Source organism: Saccharopolyspora erythraea, assembly GCF_018141105.1.
GTDB lineage: Bacteria > Actinomycetota > Actinomycetes > Mycobacteriales > Pseudonocardiaceae > Saccharopolyspora_D > Saccharopolyspora_D erythraea_A.
Genome location: NZ_CP054839.1, coordinates 7,551,209 through 7,577,215, shown reverse-complemented (window position 1 = coordinate 7,577,215; position 26,007 = coordinate 7,551,209). Strand labels below are relative to the sequence as shown.

23 protein-coding genes are annotated in these 26,007 nt (G+C 71.6%); 13 read left to right on the top strand and 10 right to left on the bottom strand.

Annotated elements, in window-relative coordinates; genetic code table 11:
- Positions 1-53 precede the first annotated feature (53 nt).
- From HUO13_RS33910 to HUO13_RS33885, 6 genes are all read right to left on the bottom strand, one after another.
- Positions 54-1,562 carry a nucleobase:cation symporter-2 family protein gene (locus HUO13_RS33910; RefSeq protein ID WP_211898952.1) on the bottom strand — a complete coding sequence of 503 codons (1,509 nt, stop codon included), beginning with the start codon at positions 1,560-1,562 and terminating at the stop codon, positions 54-56.
- Between the two features lie 197 nt (positions 1,563-1,759).
- Positions 1,760-2,650 carry a factor-independent urate hydroxylase gene (gene pucL / locus HUO13_RS33905; protein ID WP_211898951.1) on the bottom strand — a complete coding sequence of 297 codons (891 nt, stop codon included), beginning with the start codon at positions 2,648-2,650 and terminating at the stop codon, positions 1,760-1,762.
- Positions 2,651-2,657: 7 nt separating this feature from the next.
- Positions 2,658-2,996 carry a hydroxyisourate hydrolase gene (gene uraH, locus HUO13_RS33900; RefSeq protein WP_211898950.1) on the bottom strand — a complete coding sequence of 113 codons (339 nt, stop codon included), beginning with the start codon at positions 2,994-2,996 and terminating at the stop codon, positions 2,658-2,660.
- On the bottom strand, positions 2,993-3,517 hold the full coding sequence (uraD, locus tag HUO13_RS33895) for a 2-oxo-4-hydroxy-4-carboxy-5-ureidoimidazoline decarboxylase (protein ID WP_211898949.1): 525 nt from the start codon (positions 3,515-3,517) through the stop codon (positions 2,993-2,995). Before uraD ends, uraH begins: the two co-directional genes overlap by 4 nt.
- Before the next feature lie 438 nt (positions 3,518-3,955).
- A complete protein-coding gene (locus HUO13_RS33890) occupies positions 3,956-4,321 on the bottom strand; it encodes a helix-turn-helix domain-containing protein (RefSeq protein WP_211898948.1) in 366 nt (121 codons plus the stop codon).
- 4 nt (positions 4,322-4,325) lie between these two features.
- Positions 4,326-4,583: a thiamine-binding protein gene (locus tag HUO13_RS33885; RefSeq protein ID WP_009943333.1), complete on the bottom strand. Its 258-nt coding sequence runs from the start codon at positions 4,581-4,583 to the stop codon at positions 4,326-4,328.
- Positions 4,584-5,038: 455 nt separating this feature from the next.
- Here HUO13_RS33885 and HUO13_RS33880 point away from each other — a divergent pair, with 455 nt between their 5' ends.
- The 5 genes from HUO13_RS33880 to allB all read left to right on the top strand — a co-directional run bounded on the left by HUO13_RS33880 (position 5,039) and on the right by allB (position 11,870).
- Positions 5,039-5,827, top strand: a complete 789-nt coding sequence (locus tag HUO13_RS33880; RefSeq protein ID WP_211898947.1) for a hydroxypyruvate isomerase family protein — start codon at positions 5,039-5,041, stop codon at positions 5,825-5,827.
- A gap of 28 nt (positions 5,828-5,855) precedes the next feature.
- Entirely contained in the window at positions 5,856-6,734 is an 879-nt protein-coding gene (locus tag HUO13_RS33875; RefSeq protein WP_211898946.1) for a 2-hydroxy-3-oxopropionate reductase, read from the top strand.
- 336 nt (positions 6,735-7,070) lie between these two features.
- Entirely contained in the window at positions 7,071-8,774 is a 1,704-nt protein-coding gene (gene gcl, locus HUO13_RS33870) for a glyoxylate carboligase (RefSeq protein WP_211898945.1), read from the top strand.
- A 191-nt stretch (positions 8,775-8,965) separates the two neighbouring features.
- Complete coding sequence (locus HUO13_RS33865; protein ID WP_211898944.1) at positions 8,966-10,087, top strand: glycerate kinase; 1,122 nt, start codon at positions 8,966-8,968, stop codon at positions 10,085-10,087.
- Positions 10,088-10,493: 406 nt separating this feature from the next.
- On the top strand, positions 10,494-11,870 hold the full coding sequence (gene allB / locus HUO13_RS33860; RefSeq protein WP_211898943.1) for an allantoinase AllB: 1,377 nt from the start codon (positions 10,494-10,496) through the stop codon (positions 11,868-11,870).
- A 149-nt stretch (positions 11,871-12,019) separates the two neighbouring features.
- Here the strand turns inward: allB and HUO13_RS33855 are convergent, their stop codons facing one another.
- A complete protein-coding gene (locus HUO13_RS33855) occupies positions 12,020-12,175 on the bottom strand; it encodes a hypothetical protein (protein WP_211898942.1) in 156 nt (51 codons plus the stop codon).
- Here HUO13_RS33855 and HUO13_RS33850 point away from each other — a divergent pair.
- The 4 genes from HUO13_RS33850 (at position 12,174) to tsaD (ending at position 18,305) form a co-directional block, all read left to right on the top strand.
- Positions 12,174-15,941 (top strand): glycoside hydrolase family 2 TIM barrel-domain containing protein, encoded by a 3,768-nt coding sequence (locus HUO13_RS33850; protein ID WP_211898941.1) that lies wholly within the window; start codon positions 12,174-12,176, stop codon positions 15,939-15,941. The two genes, HUO13_RS33855 and HUO13_RS33850, sit on opposite strands and share 2 nt — an antisense overlap.
- Before the next feature lie 134 nt (positions 15,942-16,075).
- Positions 16,076-16,729, top strand: a complete 654-nt coding sequence (gene tsaB, locus HUO13_RS33845; RefSeq protein WP_211898940.1) for a tRNA (adenosine(37)-N6)-threonylcarbamoyltransferase complex dimerization subunit type 1 TsaB — start codon at positions 16,076-16,078, stop codon at positions 16,727-16,729.
- Between the two features lie 20 nt (positions 16,730-16,749).
- Positions 16,750-17,238, top strand: a complete 489-nt coding sequence (gene rimI / locus HUO13_RS33840; RefSeq protein ID WP_211903347.1) for a ribosomal protein S18-alanine N-acetyltransferase — start codon at positions 16,750-16,752, stop codon at positions 17,236-17,238.
- Positions 17,235-18,305: a tRNA (adenosine(37)-N6)-threonylcarbamoyltransferase complex transferase subunit TsaD gene (tsaD, locus tag HUO13_RS33835; RefSeq protein ID WP_211898939.1), complete on the top strand. Its 1,071-nt coding sequence runs from the start codon at positions 17,235-17,237 to the stop codon at positions 18,303-18,305. The genes rimI and tsaD overlap by 4 nt, the downstream gene beginning before the upstream one ends.
- Before the next feature lie 227 nt (positions 18,306-18,532).
- On the opposite strand, the gene HUO13_RS33825 is transcribed toward tsaD, so the two are convergent.
- Both HUO13_RS33825 and HUO13_RS33820 read right to left on the bottom strand, forming a co-directional pair.
- The gene (locus tag HUO13_RS33825) at positions 18,533-19,123 is read right to left on the bottom strand and encodes a SanA/YdcF family protein (RefSeq protein WP_211898938.1); all 591 of its coding nucleotides are present in this window, start codon (positions 19,121-19,123) and stop codon (positions 18,533-18,535) included.
- Between the two features lie 126 nt (positions 19,124-19,249).
- Positions 19,250-20,830, bottom strand: coding sequence for an alkaline phosphatase D family protein (locus HUO13_RS33820; protein WP_211898937.1), 1,581 nt, complete (start codon positions 20,828-20,830; stop codon positions 19,250-19,252).
- 307 nt (positions 20,831-21,137) lie between these two features.
- Here HUO13_RS33820 and HUO13_RS33815 point away from each other — a divergent pair, with 307 nt between their 5' ends.
- The 3 genes from HUO13_RS33815 (at position 21,138) to HUO13_RS33805 (ending at position 23,081) form a co-directional block, all read left to right on the top strand.
- The gene (locus HUO13_RS33815) at positions 21,138-22,088 is read left to right on the top strand and encodes a hypothetical protein (RefSeq protein WP_249124277.1); all 951 of its coding nucleotides are present in this window, start codon (positions 21,138-21,140) and stop codon (positions 22,086-22,088) included.
- A gap of 341 nt (positions 22,089-22,429) precedes the next feature.
- Positions 22,430-22,795 (top strand): hypothetical protein, encoded by a 366-nt coding sequence (locus tag HUO13_RS33810; RefSeq protein ID WP_211898936.1) that lies wholly within the window; start codon positions 22,430-22,432, stop codon positions 22,793-22,795.
- A gap of 118 nt (positions 22,796-22,913) precedes the next feature.
- Positions 22,914-23,081 carry a hypothetical protein gene (locus HUO13_RS33805; RefSeq protein ID WP_211898935.1) on the top strand — a complete coding sequence of 56 codons (168 nt, stop codon included), beginning with the start codon at positions 22,914-22,916 and terminating at the stop codon, positions 23,079-23,081.
- 687 nt (positions 23,082-23,768) lie between these two features.
- On the opposite strand, the gene HUO13_RS33800 is transcribed toward HUO13_RS33805, so the two are convergent.
- Positions 23,769-25,343 carry an alkaline phosphatase D family protein gene (locus HUO13_RS33800; RefSeq protein WP_211898934.1) on the bottom strand — a complete coding sequence of 525 codons (1,575 nt, stop codon included), beginning with the start codon at positions 25,341-25,343 and terminating at the stop codon, positions 23,769-23,771.
- A gap of 299 nt (positions 25,344-25,642) precedes the next feature.
- Between HUO13_RS33800 and groES the strand changes: the two genes are divergently transcribed.
- Complete coding sequence (gene groES / locus HUO13_RS33795) at positions 25,643-25,933, top strand: co-chaperone GroES (RefSeq protein WP_009943351.1); 291 nt, start codon at positions 25,643-25,645, stop codon at positions 25,931-25,933.
- Positions 25,934-26,007 lie beyond the last annotated feature (74 nt).

The following is a 26,007-nucleotide window of genomic DNA, read 5'->3' as shown; positions in this document are numbered from 1 at the left end:
CCCGCCCTTCTCCGCGCAGCGCACGGCGTCGGCGCGTCACGCCGCGCTCGGCGTCAGCGCGTCGACCCGGTTCCCTTGACCGAGCCCGTGCCCTTGACCGCCTCGGTGTCCTTCTCCGAGGCGCGGGGCGCCGGGACGGCTTCGGGGTCCTGGACGCCGGGCTCCGGGGAGAGCACGGGGGCGGCACCGTCGGGTTCGGCCTGCAGTTCCCGCCGCCGGCGGGAGCTGTTGAACAGCAGGTTCAGCAGCAGCGCGGCGATGCATCCGGTGCTGATGCCCGAGTCGAGCACGGTGCGCAGCGCCGCGGGGAAGTGCTCGTAGAACTCCGGCGAGATCACCGGCACCATGCCGACCGCCAGCGACCCGGCGAATACCAGCGCGTTGAACGGGTCGCCCAGGCCCGCCTTGCTCAGCGTCTTGATGCCGCTGGCGGTGACCGACCCGAACAGCACCAGCGCGGCACCGCCGAGCACCGGCTGCGGCACCAGCGAGACGACCGCGCCCAGCACCGGGAACAGGCCGAGCAGCACCAGCACGCCACCGCCGGTGGCCACCACGAACCGGCTCTTGATCCCGGTCAGCGCCACCAGGCCGATGTTCTGCGCGAACGCGCTGCAGGTGAAGCCGCCGAAGACGGCGCTGACCGCGCTGCCGGCGCCGTCGGCGCGCAGACCGGCGGCGATGAGCTTCTCGTCCGCGGGGCGGTCCACGATCTCACCGAGGGCGATCATGTCCGCGGTGCTCTCCATCATTGCCACCAGCATCACGATGCAGATGGACAGCGTCGCGGTGATGTCGAAGACCGGTGTCCCGAGCTGGAACGGCGTCGGCACGTTGAACAGGGGCGCCTGCTCGAACGTCGTGGTGTCGACCAGTCCCATCGGCCAGGCGGCCAGCGTGCCGACGAGCAGCCCGATCAGCAGCGCGATGCGCTGCAGGAAGCCGCGGAGGAAGCGGTTGAGCAGCAGCACCAGTACCAGCGTCGCGGCCCCGATGGCGATCTTGGGCATCGCCGCGTAGTCCGGTGCCTCGGGGTTCTGCCCGGCGATCCACTTGATGCCCACCGGCATCAGCGACAGCCCGATCAGCGTGATCACGGTTCCGTTGACCAGCGGCGGGAAGAAGCGGACGAGCCGGGAGAAGTAGGGGGCGGCCACGAACGCCAGCGCGCCGGCGATGAGCACCGAGCCGTAGATGACCGGCAGCGCGTTCTGCTGCTGTTGCTGGGCGACGATCGCCAGGATGGGAGCCACCGAGCCGAACGTGACGCCGTTGACGAAGGGGAGCCGGGCGCCGATGCGCCACACACCGACGGACTGGAGCACCGTGGCGATGCCCGCGGTCAGCAGGCTCGCGCCGATGAGGAGGGTGAGCTGCACCGGCGGCAGCCCGAGTGCCTCGCCGACGATCAGGGGCGGGGCCACCACGCCCGCGTACATCGCGGCGACGTGCTGGATGCCGGCGAAGAGCATCTTGCCGGGCGGTAACACCTCGTCTACGGGATGCGCGCCGGTTCTGCCGATGCGGGTGCCACGGTTTCGGCGGACTTTGAAGAGGGCCATCGGGAACTCCAGGGCCGCTGGGACGAATCAGATCACGTCACTATCAATGCCGGGTGTTGGATGTATTTCCTTGCGTATACGAGGAAATGAGACACCTTTTCCACTGTGGAAACAGTGCGCAGAGGTGCCCTTGCCGTTGTGGGTGCCGCTATGGCCGAGGGGGCTGCCAGGTCGTCCCGGCAGCCCCCTCGCGCGCGTCAGAACTCGGCTAGCGAGTACCAGGCCTGCGGGGCCGGGTCCACGTCGTCGCGCAGCACGGTGCCCTCGATGAGCCCGTACGGACGGTCGGCGGCGTAGAAGACCTCGTTGTTGTTCTCCAGCCCGAAGGGCTCGAGGTCGACCAGGAAGTGGTGCTTGTTCGGCAGCGACAGCCGCACCTCGGCGACCTCCGGGTGCGCTTCGAGCACCTGCTTGCCCATCTCGTACAGGCTCTGCTGGAGCGCGAGGCTGTGCGTGGTGGCGAACGCCTCCAGCATCGTGGCGCGCACGGACTCGAAGCTCTTGCCCCAGTCCAGGTCGGTGCCCAGGTAGCGCCAGCGGGCGGTGACCGCGGTGGCCAGGATGCGGTCGTCGGTCTCGGCCAGCGTCGTGTACTTGTCCTTCGGGTAGCCCCAGAACTCCGAGCCGGTGGACTTGAGCACGACCAGGTCCTTCAGGCCCGACACCACGTGCGCCTTGTCGCCGTCGACGGTGACCGCGGTGGTCCGCTTCTCGTCGGTGGAGCGGGCGAAGGAGTGGTCGTGGCCGGTGCCGCCGACCGGGATGCGCTCCCACGCGTACTCGTCGATGAGGATGCGCGCGCCGGTGATGCCCTCGGCGGTGCTGACGAAGTGGCGGCCCAGCCGCAGCGCGAAGTCCTCGATCTCGCCGATCGGCGCCTCCTTGGCGAAGGCGTAGACGGTGTTCTTCTGGGTGTCGGTCGGCAGGCAGTTGCTGTTGTCGCCGGTGAGGTGGACGGCGTCGAGGTCTCCGCGCAGCGAGGTGCCGACGTTGAGGTCCTTGATGGTGTGGCGCGGCGTGTCCTTGTTGACCGAGACGATGCGGACCTCGGCCTTGCCGTACTGGTTGGGGCCCATGACGATGCCCATGGGGTGATCAGCTCCCTCGATACGTGGAATAGGAGAACGGGCTCAGCAGCACGGGCACGTGGTAGTGCTGCTCGGGATCGGTGATCCGGAAGGTGATCTGCACCTGCGGGTAGAAGGAGTCGGTGCCCAGCCGCTCGAAGTAGTCCCCGGTGGCGAAGGTGAGCCGGTAGTCCCCGGTCTCCAGCTGCTCCGGTCCCAGCTCCCGGACCCGGCCGTCGGAGTCGGTCTCCGCGGCGGCCAGGGAGATCCAGTCGGTGCCGTCGGCGCCCTCCAGCCGGACCGCGACGCCCTGCGCGGGCCGGCCCCTGGCCGCGTCCAGCACGTGCGTGGTGACGTGACTCGTCATCCTTCGACCACCTTCGCCAATCTCAGTCGTGCGATCTTGCGGAGCTCTTCGGCGACGATGCCCAGCTCCTCCTCCGGGTCGTTGCCGAGCCGGGAGCGCAGGATCTCCAGCAGCTCGGCGCCGCTGCGGCCGCTGGCGCAGACGAGGTAGACGTGGCCGAAGCGGCGTTCGTACTCCTCGTTGCCCTCGCGCAGCGCCTCCCGCAGCGCGGCGTCGCCGGCGTCGACTCCCGCCTGCTCGCTGCGGGACCACGACGAGGAGGTGTCCGAGCCCTGCACGCGATCGCCGATGCGGGGGTGGGCGGCCAGGGCGGAGTCGATCTCCTCGCGGGTCAGCTCCCGCGCGGCGTCGTCGGCTGCCCGGTAGATCTCGGTGGTCGAGGCGAACGGCCGCCGGTCGGCGACCTCGTCCGCCCAGCGCTGCACGTCCAGGCAGGCGAGCAGCCGCTCGACCAGCTCCGGGCGCGGCAGGGCGTTGAGCCCGTCCGGCCCGGAACCGTTCCCGGAAGGTGAAGGTGGCATTGGAGTTTCCCCACGAGAGAAGCTGGCCTGCGACGGGGTCTGCGTGCCGGCGGCGGACGGGCGAGGTCCGGGCATGCCTGGCAGGCGCGGTGGTGTGGCCTCGGTCGCAAGCTTTGGTGAGACGAGAAGCTACGGCCGCCTCGGCGACGGTGTCAACACTTTGTTGAAATTCCGGGAGCTGGAACTGTGCCACCGCACAACCTCGCCAACGATTAGCGCAGCTAACGGACTGTGTTGCTACCCGAAGTGCCTCGATAGTCGCTGAAGGTAATCGAATGGCGAGGTGGCGGCGCGTCGGAAGTGCGGCGGCTCGAGGCGTGCGAGATCGGCCGCTCGCCGGAAAGGCGTTGCGGATGCGCGGGAAGGCGGGCGGTTAGCGGCAGGCATCCCTCTGCTGTGCGATCGCCGAGCGCGCTGAGGTTCCGGGGGTGCGGCCAGTCAGCTGGACCCCGGCTGCTCCCGGTTGAGGTAGTTGTAGACCGTGAAGCGGCTGACGCCGAGCGCCTTCGCGACCGCTTCCACCGACTTGCGCAGCGTGAACGCGCCCCGTTCCTCCAGCAGTCGCACCGCGCGCTGCTTGTCGGCGCGCGGCAGCTCGGGCAGCGCCGCGCCGAGCTCGGCCTCGACCTGGGCGATCATGCGGTCCAGGGCGCTGGTCAGCTCCTCGCCGGGGAGCCGCACGGCGACGGCGGGCGCGCCCTCCCAGTACAGGACGACGTCACCGGGCGCGCGCTGCTCGGCGGGTACGGCGGTGGCGCCGATCTGCTCCAGCAGCGGGGCGATCGCGGTAGCGAGCGGATGCACGGCCCTAGGACTCCTCAACTGGGGCACCGTCGACGGTGACTTGCAGGGTGATGCGGTGCGCCCCGGCGTCCAGCACGGTCTCCACCACCGCGGCCAGCGCGGGCAGCAGTGTCTCCCGGTCCGCGGTGATCGACGTGCCCAGCGGGCCGAAGTCGGGCTCCAGGCCCGCCTCGCGCAGGCGGTCGCGCGCGGCCAGGGCGTGCGCGGGCGGCTCACCCTCGCCCTCGAACGGCTCGGTGGTGAACTCGGCTCTCAGGATCATCTCGGGACCTCCGGGTGCACGGTAGGCACGGTAGCCCGCCGCGACCTGGCCCGGGGGTCCTGGCGGGAACTGCCCGGACCGGCGTGCGCACTCCGCGTTCGACGTTGAAATCGGACTTCCACCATACGGATGACCCGCAGGTCTCGGGTGGCTGGTGGGTCGGCGACGTGGAGGTTCGGTTCAAGACGTTGGGAGCGCTGGACCGCCGAGCTCCTGGGCGGGCACCTGCCGGTGTCGGCGGAACCGGTCAGCCGAGTCGGGCGAGGGGCAGGAGCATCCGCTACCTGCCCCTTTTCGCGTGAAGGACCCAGGAAACCCGGTTCAACAAAGCGTTGACCCGGAGCCGGTTGCTCGCTAGTCTATCGCTGTACGAAATAACGCTTCCGCAATACGAAATCTCTGGATCTCGGGGATCGCAGCGGAATCGCACCGGAGGACTCCCGGAGGAGGTGCCCGTGGATCTGAAGTACGCCGTGAACGCATCGCTGTTGTTCACCGAGCTCGACGTCCTGGAGCGGCCCGCGGCGGTCAAGGCCGCCGGGTTCGACGCGGTGGAGTTCTGGTGGCCCTTCCCGGTCGCCGTCCCGTCCGACCGCGAGGTGGAGCGCTTCGTCAGCGCGGTGAAGGACGCCGGCGTCCAGCTCGTCGGCCTGAACTTCTTCGCAGGCGACATGCCTGCCGGTGACCGCGGAGTGCTGTCCGACCCCGCCCGCGCGGGCGAGTTCGCCGACAACGTCGACGTCGTCGCCGGCATCGGCGAGGCGCTCGGCTGCCGCGCGTTCAACGCCCTGTACGGCAACCGCATCGACGGTGTCGACCCGGCCGAACAGGACAAGGTCGCCACCGAGAGCCTGGTCCGCGCCGCGCGGGCCGTCGACGGCACCGTGCTGGTCGAACCGGTGAGCGGGGCGCCCGCGTACCCGCTCAAGACCGCCGCCGACGCGCTCGCCGTCATCGACCGGGTGCACAACGAGGGCGGCGTGGACAACCTGCGCCTGCTGTTCGACCTCTACCACCTGACCGTCAACGGCGACGACCTCGACGCGGTTATCGACCGCCACGGCGGCGTGATCGGGCACGTGCAGATCGCCGACGCCCCGGGCCGCAACGAGCCCGGCACCGGCGAGATCGACTTCGACCACTACCTCGGCAAGCTCCAGGCCGGCGGCTACCGGGGCCACGTCGCGCTGGAGTACAAGCCCAGCGGCGCCAGCGCCGACAGCTTCGGCTGGATCAAGCGCTGAGCGCGCGGAAACACACGGAGGTAAGAGCATGACCACGATCGGATTCGTGGGGCTGGGCATCATGGGCAGCCCGATGGCCGCGAACCTGGTGAAGGCCGGCTACGACGTCGTCGGCACCAACCTCACCCAGGACAAGATCGACCTGCTCGTGCAGCAGGGCGGCCGGGGTGCCGCGAGCATCGCCGAGGCCGTCAAGGACGCCGACGTCGTCATCACCATGCTGCCCGACTCGCCCGACGTCGACGCCGCCGTGCTCGGCGAGGACGGCGTCTTCGAGCACATCCGGAACGGCGCGCTGTTCATCGACTGCAGCAGCATCCGGCCCGACACCTCGGTCAAGGTCGCCGAGGCCGGTGCCGCCAAGGGCGTCCGGGTCGTCGACGCCCCGGTCAGCGGCGGCGAGCCCAAGGCCATCGACGGCACCCTGTCGCTGATGGTCGGCGGCGAGGCCGACGGCTTCGAGGCCGCCAAGCCGATCCTGGAGGCCGTGGGCACCACCATCGTGCACGTCGGTCCTGCCGGTTCCGGCCAGACCGTGAAGATCGCCAACCAGCTCATCGTGGCGGGCAACATCGGCCTGGTCGCCGAGGCGCTGATCTTCCTGGAGGCCTACGGCGTGGACACCGAGGCGGGCCTGCGCGCCCTCGGCGGTGGCCTGGCGGGCAGCACCGTCCTGGACGCCAAGGGCGAGAAGATGCGCAACCGCGAGTTCTCGCCGGGCTTCCGCATCGAGCTGCACAACAAGGACCTCGGCAACCTGGAGGCCGCCGCCCGCGGCGCCGGGCTCGCGCTGCCGATCGGCGCCCTGGTCACCCAGCTCATCGCGGCCGCCAAGGCCCAGGGCGACGGCAAGCTCGACCACTCCGGGCTGTTCAAGCAGATCGCCCAGCTCAGCGGGCGCTCGTGAGACCCGCGGCGCCGTGCGGGACGGGACGCCTCGTCCGCACACACTCGAACCCGCGCGGCGCCGCTTCCTCACAACTTCGCACGTACAGGGGCCGGCCGAGGCGACTCGGCACGTGAAGGCGGCGGATCCCGCAGAGGATTCGCGGACCCCGGAAACTCCCACCGGCCACGGGTAGGCGGCTGCAGCCGCCAAGCATCCAGTACCGCCCACCCGCGCCACAGATCGATGCGGCAACGACCGCACCGCTGCCGATGCGGTGAACCGCGACCGGCGTCGGTGCGCCGGACCGCACCAGCGCCAGTGCGGGAGAACCCGCACCCGAGAGGTGTATACACCATGCCCAAAGTTCCTGTCATGCAGGCCGTCGTCGACGTCCTGGAGTCCGAAGGCGTCGACGTCGCCTTCGGCTGCCCGGGCGCGGCGATCCTCCCGCTCTACGCCGCGATGGAGCACCGCGACATCAAGCACCTGATCGTCCGCCACGAAGAGGGCGCGACGCACATGGCCGACGGCTGGGCGCGCACCAACGGCAAGGTCGGCGTCGCCATCGGCACGTCCGGGCCCGCCGGCACCAACATGATCACCGGTCTCTACACCGCGCAGGCCGACTCCATCCCGATGCTCTGCATCACCGGCCAGGCCGTCTCCACCAAGCTGCACCAGGAGGCGTTCCAGGCCGTCGACATCGTCGAGATCGCCAAGCCCGTCACCAAGTGGGCGGTGCAGGTCAAGGAGGCCGCGCAGGCGCCGTGGATCTTCCGCGAGGCGTTCCGCATCGCCCGCTCCGGCCGTCCGGGCCCGGTGCTCATCGACCTGCCGCTGGACGTGCAGAAGCAGGAGATCGAGTGGGACCCGTCGATCGACGCGCCGCTGCCGGTCACGGCGGTGGAGCCGCACCTGCCGCGCGTGGAGCGCGCGCTGGACCTGCTGCTGGAGTCGGAGAAGCCGCTGATCCTGGCCGGTGGCGGCATCATCCTCGGCGAGGCCCACGAGGAGTTGCGCGAGCTCGCCGAGCTCCTCAACGTCCCGGTGCAGACCACGCTGATGGGCAAGGGCTCCTTCCCGGAGGACCACGAGCTGTTCGCGGGCATGACCGGCATCCAGACCAGCCAGCGCTACGGCAACCAGTCGTTCATGGAGTCCGACCTGGTGCTCGCGCTCGGCGCCCGCTTCGGCGACCGGCACACCGGTGCGCTGGACGTCTACCGCGGTGACCGCAAGTTCATCCACGTCGACATCGAGCCGACGCAGATCGGCAAAGTCTTCGGCCCCGACCTCGGCATCGTGTCCGACACCAGGCTGTTCCTGCGGGCGCTGCTCGACGCGATCAAGCGGCGCGGCGCGTCGAAGGACCGCGCACAGTGGGTGTCCAGGGTCGTGGAGCTCAAGCGCACCCTGACCCGCCCGGACGACTACGACACGGTGCCGATCAAGGCGCCGCGGGTGTTCCGCGAGATCAACGCCCTGTTCGACCCCGACACCTACTTCGTCACCGCGATCGGGCTCTACCAGATCTGGTCCGGCCAGTTCCAGTCCGCGCACAAGCCGCGGCACTACCAGGTCTGCGGCCAGGCGGGCCCGCTCGGCTGGGAGATCCCGGCGGCGATCGGCGTCAAGGCGGCCAAGCCCGACGCCGAGGTCGCCGCGGTGGTCGGCGACTACGGCTTCCAGTTCCTGGTCGAGGAGCTCGCGGTCGCCGCGCAGTACAACGTCCCGTTCGTGATCATCATGCTGAACAACGAGTACCTCGGCCTGATCCGCCAGGCCGAAGGCGACGCGTTCGGCATGAACACCGAGGTCGACATCCACTACGACGAGTTCGGCACCGACAACGTCAAGGTGATGGAGGCCTACGGCTGCTCGGGGCGGCGCGTGATCAACCCCGCCGACCTGGGCGACACCATCGAGTGGGCCCGCAAGGAGGCGGTCGCCACCAGCCGCCCGGTGCTGGTCGAGGTGATGATCGAGCGCGAGGCCAACACCCCGCGCGGCATCCGGATCGACGCGATGATCGAGCCGGAGGAAGTCCCCAACCTGTAGGAGCTCCGGGCTCGGGCGGAGCCCGGAAACGGGTCGCTCGCCGGGACACGCGGTGGTGTCCCGGCGGGTGCCCCTTCCCCGAGGCGGGGGTATCGGCTGCAATTGGACCGGTACCCCTCGGCGTCCCCCGCCGGACCACGTGCCGGGCGTGCCCGGCGGGGGACGCTCCTACGTCGAACGTGGAGTGTGTTGTGCCAGGTCATGTCCTGATCGCGCCCGACAAGTTCAAAGGCTCGCTGACGGCTCCGGGAGTCGCCGAGGCGGTGGCCGATGGCATGCGCCGGGTGCGCGCCGACGTCGACGTGCAGGTCGCGCCGGTCGCCGACGGGGGTGACGGCACGGTGAGCGCGGCGATCGCCAGCGGCTACCGCCGGGTGCCGGTGCGGGTCACCGGGCCGGTCGGCGAGCCGGTCGACGCCGAGATCGCCGTCGACGGCGACACCGCGGTGGTCGAGCTGGCCTCGGCGTCCGGGCTCGCGATGCTGGACCCGGCGCGGCTCGCGCCGATGACCGCGACGAGCGCGGGCACCGGTGAGCTGGTGCGGGCAGCGCTCGACGAGGGCGCGCACACCATCGTCCTGGGGGTCGGTGGCTCGGCCTGCACCGACGGCGGTGCGGGCATGCTGGCCGCGCTGGGGGCGCGGCTGCTGGCCGCCGACGGCAGCCCGCTGCCACCGGGCGGCGGCGCGCTGGCGGAGCTGGACAAGCTCGACCTGGGCGACCTGGACCCGCGGCTGAACTCCGCGGAGGTCGTGCTCGCGTCCGATGTGGACAACCCGTTGCTGGGGCCGAAGGGGGCGGCCCACGTCTACGGTCCGCAGAAGGGCGCCGACCCCGCCCAGGTCGAGCAGCTCGACGCCGCGCTGGCGCGCTGGGCGCAGGCGGTGTCGGCCGCCGGGTGCGGTGACGTCTCGGGCCACCCCGGCGCCGGCGCGGCGGGCGGGGTCGGTTTCGGGGCCATCGCGGTGCTCGGCGCCCGGCGGCGCCCCGGCACCGACGTGGTGCTCGACCTGGTCGGCTTCGACCGCCGCCTGGCGGGCGCGCGGCTGGTGGTCACCGGCGAGGGCTCGCTCGACGAGCAGACCCTGCACGGCAAGGCCCCGGCGGGCGTGGCGTCGCGCGCGTCGGCGGCGGGCGTGCCGGTGGTGGCGGTCGCGGGCCGCTGCCTGCTCCCGGCGCAGCGGCTGCACGACGCGGGCTTCGCGGCGGCCTACGCCCTCGCCGACGTCGAGCCCGATCCGGAGCGCAGCATGCGCGAGGGCGCGCAGCTGCTCGTCGGCGTGGGCGAGCGCATCGCACGAGAGTGGCTGTAGGCGGGTTCGGCGCGCGGGGATGGTTCCGGTTCGGCGAGCCTTGACTGGGGCGACTCGACGACGCAGAATTCCATAAAACGGCACGTATACTTCACATCGCGGAATAAGTCGGCTCCGGCGCACGGCGGGCTTCGAGTCTCGCCGGATCGAAGCGCTGCGGCCGCAGATCCGAGTCCGGCTGGAGCCGGGGCTACCTGGGCGCCTGTCGGGCACGCCGCGGGTGTGTCGGTGGACGGCTGCCCGCGGCTCCGGTGCGCCGGAGCCGCGGACCCCGCAGACCCGTTCGGGTCGTGGTCCCTGCTCGGGCAGCGAACCCGCCGGACCGTGGAGTTCGCTCGCGGGGGCTTGACCGCGGGCAAGGCAAGGTTCAACACTTTGTTGAACCGAGTGACAGGAGGTACCCGCGTTGGCCGCACCAGCCACCGGATCGCCGGCGTTCGACGTCGTATTCCGCGCACGACGGCTCATCGGCCCCAACGGCGAGGGCTCCGGCGCAGTGGGCGTGCGCGACGGCCGCATCGCCGCCGTCGAGTCCCTCGACGCCGACCTCGACGCCGCGGAGGTCGTCGAACTGGCTGACGACGAGGTGCTCCTCCCCGGCCTGGTCGACAGCCACGTGCACGTCAACGACCCCGGCCGCGCCGAGTGGGAGGGCTTCGACACCGCCACGATGGCCGCCGCCGAAGGCGGCATCACCACGATCGTCGACATGCCGCTCAACAGCCTCCCGCCGACGATCGACGTCGACGCGCTGGAGGTCAAGCGCAAGGCCGCCCGCGACCGCGCCTTCGTCGACATCGGCTTCTGGGGCGGTGCCGTGCACGGCAACCGGGCCGAGCTGCGCGGCCTGCACGAGGCGGGCGTCTTCGGCTTCAAGTGCTTCCTGCTGCACTCCGGCGTCGACGAGTTCCCGCCGCTGGCGCCGGACGAGCTCGACGCGGCGCTGCGCACGCTGGCCGAGCACGACGCGCTGATGATCGTGCACGCCGAGGACTCCGACGCGATCGAGCACGCCCCCGCCCCGCACGGCGAGGCCTACTCCGACTTCCTGGCCTCCCGCCCGCGCGGCGCGGAGAACTTCGCCATCGCGCAGGTCATCGAGCTGGCACGGCGCATCGGCGGCCGCGTGCACATCCTGCACCTGTCCTCTTCGGACGCCCTGCCGATGATCGCCTCCGCGCGGGCCGACGGGGTGCGGGTCACCGTCGAGACCTGCCCGCACTACCTGAGCTTCGGCGCGGAGGAGATCCCCGACGGCGCGACCCAGTTCAAGGCGTGCCCGCCGATCCGCGAGGCCCGCAACCGCGAACAGCTGTGGAAGGGCCTGGCCGACGGGCTGATCGACTGCGTGGTCAGCGACCACTCGCCCTGCACGCCCGACCTCAAGCGCTTCGACATCGGCGACTTCGGGGTCGCCTGGGGCGGTGTCTCCAGCCTGCAGCTCGGCCTGTCGGCGGTGTGGACGCAGGCCAGGGTTCGCGGTTACGACCTCGCCGACGTGGTGCGCTGGATGGCGCGCAGGCCCGCCGAGATCGCCGGGCTCAAGCGCAAGGGTTCCATCGCGGTGGGCCACGACGCGGACTTCTGCGTGTTCGCGCCCGACGACGCCTTCGTCGTCGACGTCGCGAAGCTGCGCCACCGCAACCCGGTCTCGCCCTACCACGGCAGGCCGCTGTCGGGCGTCGTGCGCGGGACCTGGCTGCGCGGCAATCGCATCGCGGGCGCGGGCGTCGACACCGCGGCCGCCGCCCAGGGCCGTCTCCTGACCAGGGGAGATGCCTGACGACCTTCGGGTACTGATGCCGTCGCGCGCGGGAGCAGCCGCGCGCGGTGAAGCCGGTTTCCTGCGACCGGTGGTGTTGGAGGCTGTCTTCGGGAGCCCGCGCTCGTCGGCTCCCGAAGACAGCCTCGCTCTTCGGCGACCAAGAAGACTCACGGGTCCTTGGTGTGCGCTTGCTCCGTCCAGGCTGTTTTGAATTGGGCATATTGACCTTCGATCGTTGAACCGACAAGCTCCACCGGCAACAGCACAGGTTCAAACAATAAAAAACACAAAGCGTCGCTGTTGAAGCCCAACGGAGGGTTCATGCGAAGCGAGATACGCCGGCCAACGATCGTCGCGACAGTCGCCGCAACCGTTTCGGCGGTCGTGGCGGCCCTGCTCGCCGCTCCGACCGCCGCGCAGCCGCAGCCGCCCGGTGGCCCGGCCGATCCCGCGCAGGTCGAGTCGTACCTGGAAGATCCGCAGCGAACCGGGGAAGGCCAGGAACCGCAGCACGCGCTGCTTCGCCCCTACGCCGACGCCGGGCAGGCGCTGCGCAGCGCGCGGCACGACACCGACGCCGCCGCGGACGAGCCGACCCCGTGGACGCTGCCGCTGGACGGGAGCTGGCGGTTCCGCTACGCCGAGCACCACCGCGACCTGCCCGAGGGCTGGCAGAGCGCAGCGGGTGGCGAGGGCTGGTCGGAGGTGTCGGTCCCCGGCGTGTGGCAGCAGCAGGGCCACGACCGCCCGATCTATCGCAACGTGCCTTCCGAGGTCGCCCCGTACGACCCGCCGAATGTCCCCGACGACGTGAACCCGACCGGCGCCTACGTCCGCGAGTTCGAGGTCCCCGCCGACTGGGACGGCCGCCGCCAGCTGCTCCGCTTCGAGGGCGCGACCAGCGGCTGGTTCGTCTGGGTCAACGGCCGCTACGTGGGCTACGACCAGGGCGGCCACACGCCCGCCGAGTTCGACGTCACCGACCACCTGCGCCCGGGCACGAACACGATCGCCGTCCAGGTGCACCGCTGGGGCTCGGGCTCGTACCTGGAGAACATGGATTTCTGGCACTTCTCCGGCATCTTCCGGGGCGTGCACCTCTACAGCGTGCCGCGCACGCACCTGGAGGACGTCACCGTCCGCACCGAGCTCGACGACACCTACACCGACGCCACCCTGCGGCTCGGGGTCGACGTGCGCCGGGTCGCGGGCGGCACGGCCGGCCCGCACGCGGTGCGGGCGCGCCTGCACGACCCGGGCGGAGCCGTGGTCGCGGAGTTCGAGCGCGGGATCGAGGTGACCGGGCAGGGCGCGTCGGCCGAGCTCGCGCAGCCGGTGGCGAAACCGGCGCTGTGGAGCGACGAGACGCCGCAGCTGTACGCGGTCGTGCTGGAACTGCTCGACGACAAGGGCGCGGTGCTGCACACGACGCAGCAGCCGGTCGGGTTCCGCGAGGTCGAGGTGCGCGACCGGCAGTTGCTGCTCAACGGCAAACCCGTCGACCTGCGCGGGGTGAACCGCCACGAGCACGACCCGGCGACCGGCCGGACCGTCGGCCGCGACCGCCAGCGCCAGGACGCCGACCTGATGCTGCGGCACAACGTCAACGCCGTCCGCACCTCGCACTACCCGAACGACCCGTTCTGGTACCGGCTGGCCGACCGGCGGGGGCTGCTGCTGGCCGACGAGGTGGACGTCGAGACGCACTACCGCGAGGACTGCTCGGCCGCCGACGACTGCCTCGCCGACCGCGACGAGTGGCAGCGGGCGTTCGCCGACCGCTTCGCGGCGCTGCTGGAGCGGGACAAGAACCACCCCAGCGTGATCATCTGGGACACCGGCAACGAGGCCGGGCTGGGCAGGGCGCACTACGCGATGGCCGAGCACGCCCGCGCCACCGACCCGACACGGCCGCTGTACCACCAGTCCAACTCACCCGACGGCGACGCGCCGTTCGCCGACGTCTGGGGCCCGCGCTACCCGTCGCCGGACCGGCTGGAGCAGATCGCCCGCGAGACGACGAAACCCGTGGTCATGGGCGAGTGGCTGCACGCCATGGGCAACAGCCTCGGCCACTACGAGGACATGTGGAAGACCATCCGGCGCGAGCCGTCGTTGCAGGGCGGTTTCGTCTGGGACTGGGTCGACCAGGGGCTCGCGCGTCCGCTGCGGTCGACGCCCGACGTCTCAGGCAACGGCATCCCGGTCCACTACGGCGGAAACCCCGAGGTGGTGGAGGGCGTCTCGGGCAAGGGGCTCGAACTGTCCGGCCTGGACGACTGGGTGGAGGCCTACCGCGACCCGCGGCTGGACGTCACGGGCAAGGCGGTGACGCTGGACATCCAGGTCAAGCCGCTGTCCTGGGAGGGTTCGGGCACGTTCCTCTCCAAGGGCGACAAGCAGTGGGCGCTGCAGATGCCCGATCCCGGCCACGTCGAGTTCTTCGTCTACGGCGAAGGCCGGTGGCACACCGCGCGTGCGGCGGTGCCGCCGAACTGGTGGGGCCAGTGGCACCGGGTGAGCGGCACCTACGACGGGTCGCGGGTCCGGCTCTTCGTCGACGGCACCGAGGTCGCCGCGCAGCCCTATTCCGGGGCCATCGCGCCGAACACGATGTACACGGTCTCGGTCGGCCGCAACCAGGAGAAGCACACCGACGCCTTCGCCGGGCGCACCACGCACGCGGTGGTCGACTCCGCGCGGATCTACGACACGGCGCTGACCCCGGAGCGGCTCGCCGCCGACCCGGTGGACCAGGCGGTGTTTGCGCTGGACTTCGCCAGGGAGGAGCAGCGGGGCGAGTTCCTGGACTACGGCGCGACGAACTTCCTCGCCAACGGTGTGGTCAACGCCGACCGGACCCCGCAGCCCGAGCTGGCGCAGATGGCCTACAGCCACGCGCCGATCAGGTTCGAGGCGGGTGCCGCCGACGGCGAGTTCACCGTCCGCAACCTCAACCACACGCTGTCGACCTCGGCCTACGAGCTGAGCTGGAAGCTGGTCGAGGCCGGACGCGAGATCGCGGGCGGCCCGGTCGAGGCCGAGGCCGCACCGGGCGAGTCGGCTCCCGTGCGGCTCACGCTGCCGCCCGCGGGCCGCACCGAACGGTTCCTGGTGCTCGAAGCGCGGCGCGGCGACCACGTCGTGTCGGCCGAGCAGCTCCGGGCGGGAGGCAGCGAGCCCGCGCCACCGCCGGTCGCCCCCGGCCCCGCCGGTGACCTCGTCGTCGACGACGGGGAGGCGGCGGTGTCGGTGAGGGGTGCGGGGTTCACCTACACCTTCGACCGCGCGGCCGGGACGCTGACCTCGATGGAGGTCGACGGGCGTCAGCAGCTCGCGGGCGGCCCGGAACTCGACGTGTTCCGGGCACCGACCGGCAACGAGTGGAGCGGCTGGAGCGGGCTCGACCCCGAGGCGAAGTTCCGCGCCGCCGGGCTCGACAGGCTCGAGCCGCGGGTGCGGTCCGTGGAGGTCGAGCAGCCCTCACCGCGCGAGGTGCGGGTCAGCGTCGACACCGATGTCGCGGGCGCACCCGGCAACGGCTTCGACAGCAGGTGGGTCTACACCGTCGACGGTTCCGGCGAGGTCCGCGTCGACCACGAGGTGGAGGCGTACGGGCAGCAGATGCGGTCGCTGCCGTGGCTGCCGCGCGTCGGCATGCTGCTGCGGCTGCCGGACGCCGCCGGGGACCTCACTTGGTACGGGCGCGGGCCGGGCGAGTCGTACCCGGACCGCAAGGACTCGCAGCACATGGGGTTGTGGTCGGGCACCGTCGACCAGCAGTGGTTCGACTTCCTGCCGCCGCAGGACAACGGCGTCAAGGTCGACACGGCGTGGGCCCTGCTCTCCGGAGGCGGTGGCGGGCTCCAGATGTCGGGCGAGGGGATGGCGGTAGCCGCGGACCGGCACTCCAACGCCGAGCGGACCGCTTTCGCCCACGAACTCGTCCGCGACGGGTTCGTCAACCTGCACGTCGGCCCTGGCGTGACGGGTCTGGGCGACACCCCGGTGCCGGTGCAGGACCGCTACCGCGTCCGCGCCGACCAGAAGCACGGCTACTCGGTGACGCTGCGCCCGGTTCGGCAGTAGCCGGCCACGTCCCGCGGCACCGCTGGCAGGCGGCGGCGGTGCCGCGGGCACCCGGCCCGGCGCGCGAGATCCGCGCGCCGGGTCCCCGGGGGCGGAGGACCTTCGTGACCAGCACTGACGTAACCTGAGGAACCGTGCTCGTCATCGCGCTGGACACCTCGACCCCCGCGGTCACCGCAGGCCTGGTCGCGCTGGAGGACGGCAGCGCCCGGTCGCTGGCCGAGCGCGTCACGCTCAACCCCCGTGCACACGGTGAGCTGCTGACGCCGCACCTGACCGACGTCATGGCCGAGGCGGGCCGCGAGCTCGCCGAGGTCGACGCGATCGTGGTCGGCTCCGGGCCCGGCCCGTTCACCGGGCTGCGGGCCGGCATGGTCACCGCCGCCGCCCTCGGCCACGCGCTGGACCTCCCGGTGCACCCGGTGTGCGGGCTGGACGCCATCGCCGCGCGGGCCGCCACCGGCGGACCGCTGCTGGTGGCCACCGACGCCCGCCGCAAGGAGGTCTACTGGGCCGTCTACGGCGCCGACCGCGCCCGGCTGACCGGGCCGCACGTCCAGCGCCCCGCCGACGTGCCCGCCGAGATCGCCGGGTACGGCGTCACCGCCGCGGCCGGTGAGATGGCCGGCCTGTTCGGTCTCGACGTCGTCGAGCCGGGCCACCCCACCCCGCTGGGCCTGGTAGAGGCCGCCGACCTCGACGCCCCGCCGCAGCCGCTGGTCCCGCACTACCTGCGGCGCCCCGACGCCGAGGCGCCCGGCCCGCGCAAGCAGGTGACCGCGCGGTGAGCGGGCACGACGGGAACGCGGTGCGCGTCGCCAGGCTTCGGCGCAGCGACCTCAGTCGCTGCGCGGAGCTGGAACAGGTGCTGTTCCCGGGCGACGACCCCTGGTCTCGGGCGGCCTTCGCCGCCGAGCTCGACATGGGCCACTACTACATCGGTGCCTACGACGCCGGCGAGAACCTGCTCGGCTACGCGGGGCTGGCCGTCGTCGGCCGCCCGCCGGACGCCGACGCGGAGGTGCACACCATCGGCGTCGACCCGGAGCACCAGCGCAAGGGCATCGGCCGGATGCTGCTGAAGGCGCTGCTGACCCGCGCCGACCAGCTGCGCGCCGCGGTGTTCCTGGAGGTGCGCACCGACAACGACGCCGCCATCGAGCTGTACCGGCGCCACGGCTTCGAGATCGTCGGGCTGCGCAGGCGCTACTACCAGCCCTCCGGCGCCGATGCCCACACCATGCGACGGGCCGCGCCGACCGCCGCTGCGCTGTCCACTGTGGAGGAGTCACGATGACCGCCGAGGTCGTCGAGCGCGACCGGATCGTGCTCGGCATCGAGAGTTCCTGCGACGAGACCGGCGCGGGCCTGGTCCGGCTGCGCGGCGACGGCACGGTGCAGCTGCTGTCCGACGCGGTGGCTTCCAGCGTCGACCAGCACGCCCGGTTCGGCGGCGTGGTGCCCGAGATCGCCAGCCGCGCGCACCTGGAGGCGATGGCGCCGACCGTGCGCCGCGCCTTCGACGAGGCCGGACTCAAGCTGTCCGATGTGGACGCGATCGCGGTGACGGCGGGCCCCGGGCTGGCCGGCGCGCTGATGGTCGGGGTGGCGGCCGCGAAGGCCTACGCCACGGCGCTGGGCGTGCCGCTGTTCGGCGTCAACCACCTCGGCGGCCACGTCGCGGTGGACACCCTGGAGCACGGGCCGCTGCCGCCGCGATGCCTGGCGATGCTGGTCTCCGGCGGGCACACCCAGCTGCTGCTGGTGGAGGACATCGCCGAGAAGATCACCCAGATCGGCTCGACGATCGACGACGCCGCGGGCGAGGCCTACGACAAGGTCGCCCGCGTGCTCGACCTGCCCTATCCGGGCGGGCCGCCGATCGACCGGATGGCAAAGCAGGGCGACCCGGCGGCGATCGCCTTCCCGCGCGGGCTCACCGGCCCCCGCGACTCCAGGCACGACTTCTCCTTCTCCGGGCTCAAGACCGCGGTCGCCCGCTACGTCGAGCAGGAGCAGCGCGCGGGCCGCGAGATCTCGGTGCCGGACGTGTGCGCCTCCTTCCAGGAAGCGGTCACCGACGTGCTCACCGCGAAGGCGGTGCGCGCCGCCCGCGACCACGACGTGGACACCCTGGTCATCTCCGGTGGCGTAGCGGCGAACTCGCGGCTGTCGGCGCTGGCCGCCGAGCGCTGCGCGGCGGCGGGCATCGAGCTGCGCGTGCCGCGCCCCAGGCTGTGCACCGACAACGGCGCGATGATCGCCGCGCTCGGCGCGCACGTGCTGGCCTCCGGAGCGAAGCCGTCGCCGATGGACATCCCCGCCAACCCCGGCCTGTCCGTGGAGACCATCGTCCTGCGCTGAACCCGTCGTCGTGGTCCGGTCCGTCGTGTCGGCTGGGCGGGGCACCATCGATCTCGTGCCGCACAACGGCCCGATCTTCGTCCTGGTGACCGGTTCCGGTGCCACGTCGTTCCTTCGGAACCCCGCTGGTCACCGAGATCGTGTTGCGCGGGCACCCCGCCCTGCCGGTCGATCTGCCCGGCCACGGCTTCGGCTTCCGGTCGCGGCTCCCATGACTCGCCGACCGGTCAGGCCCGCCACCAGAACGCCTTGATCGTGGCGAGCACCTCGCGCCGCGCCCCGCGCGCGGCGACGCGGCGCAGGCCGTCGGCCGCCGCGTCGTGGCCGACGCCGTAGGCGTCGATGCCGGCGCGGCGGAACAGCGCCACGGAACGCCGCAGGTGGAAGTCGGTGGTGACGACCGTGATCGCGCGCAGGCCGAAGGTCCGCGCCGCGGCGCGGGCGGAGCTGCAGGTGTCCACGCCGGACTCGTCGAGCAGCACGTCGTCCGGCGGCACGCCGCGCGCGACGAGGTAGTCGCGCATGACGACCGGCTCGCTGTACCCGCGCGAGTGCGGGCTGCCGCTGACGATCAGGCGTCGCACCCGGCCCGCGCGGTGCAGCGCGAGCGCGATGTCGAGGCGGCCCTGCAGGATGCGGCTCGGCCGGCCGTCGTAGCGCACTCCGGCGCCGAGCACCAGGCCGAACTCGGTGGCCGGCACGTCCGCGGTGGTGCGGATCCGGCCGGCGCTGCGGGTGAGCGCCCACTGCAACGGCAGCAGCACGAACGCCGCGAGCCCCAACCCGCCCAGCGCCACCAGCCACCAACGTGCGTGCACGAGATCAAGTGTGCCGTGTGCGCGGCCCGGGACGGGGAGCGGGACCCGTCCCGGGCCGCGCAGGCGGGCAAGCCTCCGCCGGTCCGCCATCGGTGGGCGGCGTCCCGGCTGCGGGGCCCAGAGGGCTCAGGCCGGGTTCAGCGTCGGGTTGCCGTCCTCGACAACGAAGCTCTTCGCGGTTTCGGCCGCCGCGTCGGGCTTGGTCACCTGGCCCAGCACGCGGTAGTCCGCGCGAACCTGCGTCTCGGTGAACTTCGTGCGGATGTACCCGCGCCGGTTGGCGTAGAACTTCACGTGCGGGTTCTCGCCGAGCACGTCCTCGTTGCCGTCGTCGTTGCCGTCGCCGCCGCTGGTGACCGACGTGGTGACGAACTCGGTGCCCACGGCGGGGGAGTCGGCGTCGTCGTGGGTCCGCTTGATCTCCGCCGCCCAGTGCCGGTGCACGTCGCCGGTCAGCACGACGCCGTTGCGCACCTTGCTCTCGGCCATCGCGCCCGCGATCCGGTCGCGGTTGGCGACGTAGCCGTCCCAGGCGTCCATGTTGTAGCCCTCTTCCGCACCGGGAGTCAGGTCGATCTTGGAGAAGAAGACCTGCTGGCCCAGTACGTCCCAGCGGGCGCTGGTGGCGTTGAACCCGTCGATGAGCCACTTCTCCTGCTCGGCGCCGGTCAGCGAGCGGTTCGGGTCCTCGCGGTCCGAGCAGCCTGCCTGCACGCCGTCGCCGCAGACCTGGTCACTGCGGTACTGCCGGGTGTCGAGCATGTGGAAGTTGGCCAGCGCGCCCCACTGGTAGCGGCGGTAGAGCTGGGTGTCGATGCCGTTGGGCTTGGAACCGCTGCGCAGCGGCATGTTCTCGTAGTAGGCCTGCATCGCGGCCTTGCGCCGGTCGAGGAAGCCGTCGTCGGGCTTCTCCGGCGTCTCGTCGGCCCAGTTGTTCTCGATCTCGTGGTCGTCCCACACCACCAGCCACGGCGCGACCGAGTGCGCGAGCTGGAGGTCCGGGTCGGTCTTGTACTGGCCGTGGCGCTGGCGGTAGTTGGCCAGCGTGCGGGTCTCCGGCCCCAGCACCTTGCGGACGTCGGAGTCCTTCGCGGCGTACTCGTACTGGTAGTCGCCCAGGTGCAGGATCAGGCCCGGCTCGTCCTCGGCCATCCGCCGGTAGGCGGTGAAGTAGCCCTCGCCGAAGTGCGAGCAGGAGGCGAAGCACATCGTCAGCTCGCCCATGGTGCCCGGCGCGGGCGCGGTGCGGGTGCGCCCGACGGGGGAGATGGTGCCCTCGGCGCGGAAGCGGTAGAAGTACTCGGCGCCCGGCTTCAGGCCCTCCAGCTCGACGTGCACGCTGTGGCCGAGGTCCGGCGCGGCGTCCTGCTCACCGGACTGCACGATCCGGGAGAACGTCTCGTCCTCGGCGACCTCCCACTGCACCTTGACGACCTTGTCGGGCATGCCGCCGGTGCCGTCCTCAGCGGTCGGCTCGGGCGCGAGGCGGGTCCACAGCACGACACCGTCGGCCAGCGGGTCGCCGGAGGCGACGCCGAGCGTGAACGGGTCGGCGAGGCGGCGGCCGAGGCCGGCGCCGGGCGAGGACAGGGCGCTGGCGAGCGAGGTGCCGCCGAGCGTCGAGGCACCCAGCGCGGCGGCACCGCCCAGCAGGACGGCGCGGCGGGACACCGCGCGACGGGGACCGGGGTTGGTGGGATCGGACATGCTCTGGTCCTCCGGTGGTCGGTTCGGGTTCGGGTCCGCACACCTTCACGCGAACGAGTGGGAAAAGGTACCGATTGTCGGCAAGTGATCCGTGAATTTCCGGCGAAATGATCCTTCGGCCTCAGTGGCCGGCACGCGTTCGGAGCAGTCGTCGCAGGGCCGACCGGGTGTGCGGTGGGGTCCGCGATCCTCGGCGGGCGCCGAACGGGTGCTTGGACGGCCGATCGCCTTCGCCGCGGCCCCGGACTGCGGATCATTGGCTGGTTCGCGAAGTTCTCCGCTCCACGAAGACGTCTGGAGGACGTGGATGAGATCAGTGGTCCGCAGAACCGCCATCGCCTTGATCGGCGCCTCCCTGGCGCTGGTCGCGACCGCACCGGCCACGGCGGTCGCGCAGGAAGCCGCCGCGATCAAGTGCAACGACAGCGGCCAGGGTGGAAGGGCCTTCTACCCCGGTCCTTCCGCCGGGAAGGTCTACGACAGCAAGTTCGAGCAGGCCAACCGGATACCCGGCCTGACCGAGGGCTACGTCCCCCAGGGCCTGGGCGCCTGGAAGAACTGGGACGGTGCCGGCCACGACATGATGCTGATCAGCATGTACACGGACGGGTACAAGGGGCGCATCTACGGGATCGAGGCGGGCACCAGCAAGGTCTTCGGCCCGGTCGACATCCGGAGCGACCACGCCGGGGGCATCGCGGTCGTCAAGGGCTGGGTGTTCGTACCCGGCGACAACAACACGTCCATGAACAAGTACAAGGCCGCCGACCTCGCCGCGAAGTTCAAGGCCGGGGGACGGCAGACGCTCGCGCCGAACGGTCCGGCACAGAAGGTCGGAGGGGCTTCGTTCCTCACCGGATACGGCGGTGTGCTCTACACGGGCCATTTCGACGACGACCGGATGTACACCTACGAGGTGAACGGGACGACCGGCAGGCTCGAGAAGACCGCGACCTACCAGACGCCCGACAAGACGCAGGGTGTGATGGTCACGCGCACCCACTTCGTCTACAGCACGTCCTACGGCAGGAAGAACCCCAGCAACATCCACCTCGTCGCCCACGGCAAGAACATCGGTGACCCGTCCGCGAAGTGCTTCCAGGCGCCGAGCATGTCCGAGGGCATGGCCGACTACGAGGGCACGGCGTGGCTGCTGTACGAGTCCGGCGCGACCCAGGCGTACCCAGGCGCTCGCAACGTCATCGAGCACCTGCACCGGGCCCGCACCGCCGACCTGCCGGAGTTCGCGTCACGCTGAGCGGCTCGGCCGCTCGAACATGCCATCGAGCGGGAGGCGTTCTGAAAGACGCTGGTCAGGCCGGTGCGTGGGTACGTACGCGGGCGAACCTAGGTATCGGTACGTGAATTCTCCGGATGTGCGGGGGTGGCCGGGTGCCCGAACCTGGAGAGGTCCGACAGACAGCGTCAGAACGGTGAGTGGTCGTGCGGCCTCTCCGCCCGGCGGGACCCCTCCCCGGCTGGGCAAGAGGGACCGCTCCGGTGGCCGGGCGGGCCTCCCCCCGACTTCGCCCGGTCACACCGCGTGCCGCAAGCCGTTCGCCAACCACGCCCCCCCCTAGCCCCGAGGAAGTGGTTTCGATGGCCCCGAGACCCGCAGCAGGCGGGCACGCCCCGCCGCGGCCCGCCTGCGCGGCAGAAATCCCGCACCAGCGCCTGCCCTACAGCGCGCCACGGTTCCTGTCCCTGCTGCACGTGTACCGGGGCTGCGTCCTCTTCGACAACGGCCTGGTGGGCGGGCGGTCCGGCTACGTGGGTGACGAGCACCTGCGCCGGGACTCGGTCGAGCTCGACCAGGTGGCGCTGTTCGAGCTGTGGAAGGCGGCGATGATCGACGTGGACGCGACGCAGGTCTTCGCCCCGGACGGGCACCGGGTGACCATCACGCGCGCCGGTGAGGAACTGCTGGGCAGGTGGAGCCGCGCGGGCGAGGCCCGCACGGCCTGACCCGGCCCCTCGCGAACCCACCCGAGGGCATTGGCGAGAATCCCGGCCGCCGGCACCACCGACGGCAGCGGCCGGCTCCGACGACGAACGCACGGCAACAACGAGGTTGTAGGCAACGATGGGACTGATCGAGAAGTACACCCTGGCCAGCAGGCAGGAGCGGATCACAGAGGCCCCCGACCGCGTGGACACCGCGAAACCAGGTCACGCGGCGCGCTTCCACGGACGGTTCGACTCCAGCGAGCCCCCGAAGCGCGCGCCGTACCGGCGTTGGCGGCTGCCCTGACCGATCCGCGGCGGCCGTCGCTGCCTTGACCGCACTGCGGCGGCTTCGGCGGCCGCGTTGAGCGGGCCCGCAGCGGCTTCCGCTGCCCCCGCGCCCGATCGAGTCAGCCCGCGGCGGCTGCCGCCGCCGGTCCTGAACCGGAGAGCCTGGCTCCCCGCGAAGTGCGGGATCCGGGCTCAGTGCGTGCCGGGCGCCTCGCCCGCCATCGCGTACGCGCCGCCGGTGAGTCCTCGACAGCCGGGCGGGGAGGTCACTTCGGGCGCCAACTGGATCGCCCTGGTGGTCCCGAGGGTCCGGGTGGCCGGGACGGCCGGGGACGGCGCTCCCACGGCCGGTTGGTCGGTCTGGTCGGGGCCATGGTGAGGAACCTAGGGCACCGGGGGGTCTCGGTGTGAATTCCCCCGGGGGATTGGTGACATATCCCGCATGCGGATCTACCTGCGAAGATCGGCTTCTCTGACGGCATTCCAACCGGCGCGGTCGCCGATGGTCGGCATCCCCGGCTCCACGACCGCTCCCGCCGGGAAGTCGCTGCGGTGCGCAGAGCCGGAAATCGCCTGGTGGCAGGTGATTCCCGGCGCGAGCCGTCCCGCGGCGGGGACTCCCGAGCCCGCATGCGCCGCCGAACCCGTCGGCCGCGGAGCCCGGAATCCGTTCCCACGAGCCGATTCCGGGCCCCGCACGCCGTCAGCGCGCGAAGGTGGACGCTTCCCGCAGCCCCGGAACCTGGTCGGAGACCACGAAGGAAGCCTTCGTCTCCGCCGGGGCGTAAGGCCTGGACACGTAAGGGAGCACGCGGAAGTCCGCCCTCAGCTCGGTGCTGGTGACCTTGGTCCGCACGTAGCCGCGCATGGTGTCGTGGAAGCGGATGTGCGGGTTCTCCGGATCACCGCCGAACTCCTCGCCCGCGGAGTCGCCGTTGGAGGTCACCGACGTGGTCACCAGCTCGGCGCCGACGACCGGTGAGTCCGGGTCGTCGTAGTCGAGCTTCAGGTCGTTGGCGTAGTGCTCGTGGATGTCACCGGTGAGCACGACCGGGTTGCGCACACCCGCATCGACCCAGCCGCGGGTGATCCGGTCGCGGGAGGCCGTGTAGCCGTCCCAGGTGTCCATGTCGGTGACCTTCAGCGGCCCGGCCAGCTTGTCGTGCTGACCCATCATGACCTGCTGGCCGATCAGGTCCCACCGCGCCCGGGACTCGCGGAACCCTCCCAGCAGCCAGGATTCCTGCTCGTCGCCGGTGAGCGTGCGGCTCGGGTCCGACTCCTGCCCGCACGGACCGAGCAGTCCGCCGCACGCCTGGTCGCTGCGGTACTGCCGGGTGTCGAGCATGTGGAGGTTCGCCAGCGCACCCCAGCGCACCCGCCGGTAGAGCTGCATGTCGATGCCCTGCGGCACCGACGACCGCCGCAGCGGCATGTTCTCGTAGTACGCCTGGAAAGCCGCCCGGCGGCGCTCCAGGAACTCCTCGGTGTCGCCCCAGATCTCGTGGTGCTCGTCGGCCCAGTTGTTGTCGACCTCGTGGTCGTCCCACACCACCAGCCACGGCGCGACCGAGTGCGCGAGCTGGAGGTCCGGGTCGGTCTTGGTCTGGGCGTGCCTGCGCCGGTAGTCGGCCAGCGTGAACGTCTCGCCGCCCTCGACCCGGCGGGCGACGCCCGACTGCACCGGGTAGCCGAGGTGGCCGAACTCGTACTGGTAGTCGCCCAGGTGCAGCACCAGGTCCGGGTCGTCCTCGGCGATCCGGCGGTAGGCGGTGTAGAAGCCGTGTTCCCAGGCCGCGCAGGAGGCGAAGCACATCGTCAGCGGGGACGTGAGGGTGCCCGCGGCCGGAGCGGTGCGGGCGCGGCCGGTCCGGCTGAGGTGGTTCCCGCAGCGGAAGCGGTAGAAGTACTCGCGCCCGGGGCGCAGCCCGGCGAGCTCGACGTGCACGGAGTGGCCCAGCTCGGGCGCGGCCCGCTCGGTGCCGCGGCGCACCACGCCGGCGAAGCGCTCGTCCTCGGCGACCTCCCACTGCACCTCGACCGCGCGGGCGGGCATCCCGCCGAGCCCGTCATCGGCGAGCGGCTCGGTCGCCAGCCTGGTCCAGAGCACGAAGCCGTCCGACGCGGGGTCACCGGAGGCGATGCCTAGGGTGAACGGGTCGGCACTGGTGCCGGCCCTGGCGGGTCCGGCGGCCAGGCCGAGCGCGGCGGTCGCGCCCGCGGCCGCGATGAGGGTCCTTCGGGTCAGGGCGTGGCGTTCACCAGCGGGTTCGGGCATCGGGTTCCTCCCTTTGAGCTCGCGGTGGAGTCTGCGCACCAAAAATGAAAAAGATTCGTGTATCTGGTGATCGCATGATGAACACCGCGCGCCGCCGTGTCTGCCGACGAACGGCGCAACCTCGGACGGGTGGTCGTCGCGGGGATCTCGGCAGCCCGTTGTTGAGCGCTGGCACTCGCATGGGTAGAGTGCTAGACGAACGGCGCCGGAGCGCCCCGGCACCCGCGACGGCGGGGAGTCACGGAGCCGTCGTGAAACCAGCCAACGCTTCGAAGGCCCCAGAAGGTGGAGGTCACACCGTGGCGAGCATCAAGCCGCTTGAGGACAAGATCGTTGTCCAGGCGAGCGAGGCCGAGACGACGACTGCGTCCGGCATCGTGATCCCGGACACCGCCAAGGAAAAGCCCCAGGAGGGCAAGGTCCTGGCCGTGGGCCCGGGCCGCGTCGACGACAAGGGCACCCGCATCCCGGTGGATGTCAAGGAAGGTGACGTCGTCATCTACTCCAAGTACGGCGGCACCGAGGTCAAGTACAACGGCGAGGAGTACCTGATCCTCTCCGCCCGCGACGTGCTGGCCGTCGTCAACTGACGACTCGCCACCGCGAGCACCCACCGCCCCGGCGGTCCCACCGGGACCTCCGGGGCGGTCGCATGCCGGGAGCC